This window comes from Bartonella sp. MU70NMGDW (assembly GCF_042194085.1).
Lineage (GTDB): Bacteria > Pseudomonadota > Alphaproteobacteria > Rhizobiales > Rhizobiaceae > Bartonella > Bartonella grahamii.
Genome location: NZ_JBHIMK010000334.1, coordinates 1 through 1,251 on the forward strand (window position 1 = coordinate 1; position 1,251 = coordinate 1,251).

At 36.5% G+C, this 1,251-nt stretch carries 1 pseudogene; it reads left to right on the forward strand.

The window, feature by feature from the left end:
• Positions 1-1,251 (forward strand): annotated as a pseudogene (locus ACFIKE_RS10815) (autotransporter outer membrane beta-barrel domain-containing protein); the annotation flags it as partial.

Below are 1,251 nucleotides of genomic sequence, written 5' to 3' on the forward strand. Positions count from 1 at the left end.
TTTTTTTGTCAAGATTGCGAGTGCAGATGGAGTAGCGACACCAAAAGAAAAGTTATTAACACCAGTAAGTATCAGTGAACATCTAGAAGAGACAAAAAAAATGTTATCGGAAGTGAGGGGATTAAAAGAAAAAAAAGGGGGATCAAAAAGGATAGAGAATAAACAGATAGTAGAAGGAAGTAAGTCTTCAGAAGAGGAAAGGAAGAGATTAGAAAGCCTATTCTTTGAAGTACTCACAAATTCAATAATAAGTGATGGTGCTATTGTCTATATTACTAATCGTGACTCTGAAGATTCTGAAATAAATAGCTTTAAATATGAAGATGCAGGCTATTCCATCAATAATACGATTCAAGGAGGTGGAAAACTCTACATTGATGCAGCAAGTGTTAGCAGGGATACGACAATTGAGAGTGGTGGTATTGAATTCGTCCAAAATCTGAGCAGTTCAGAATATGCCACTGTTAAAAAAGGTGGTAAACAAATTGTTGAGAGTGGTGCAAATGCTGAGGGGGCTAAAATCTATGGTGGTGAGCAGATTATTTTTGGTAAAGGGGTCCTTGGAACTGGTTTGTCGCGTAAAGATAAGGAAAGTAGTGCTTATAACACCGAAATTTATGCTGAAGATGGAATCCTAGGATTACAAAGTGTCTATAGTGGGGGGATGGTTGTTGATACAAAGGTTATGAAAGGAGGTGTCCAGAATCTTGATGGTAAAGAGAATTTTAATAACGGATTCTCAGAAGATACTGATACAGCTGATACAGAAAATGAGGATTTTACAATCAATGAGGGGGCTTTTGCACTTAGTACCGAGCTTTTTAAAAATGGTGCGCAGAATATCTTAGCAGGAGGGAATGCGAGCGAAGTTACTTTATATGATAGAGCTACTCAGAAGATATATGATTCTGGATACGCGGATAATCTAACAATTAACCACCAAGCACAATCATGGGTTTTTGCTGGTGCAATATTAGATAAGGATACAAATGTTAATGATTTTGGCAACCTCTATCTTTATGCTGGGAATGGTGAAGCTGTTACGGAAGTAGAAAATCTTATTTTAAATGGAGAAGATGCCAAGCTATACATTATTGCTGTTGAAGATAATGGCAAAAAATCTCAGGTTAATATCCAGAATGTAACTGGAAGTGGCAGGGTTATTTTTACGTCTTCTCGGGCTGATAAGCATTACTCTAAGCTTAATATTGATGATCTATCAGGTTCTTTACATTTTGATTTTAATGTAAA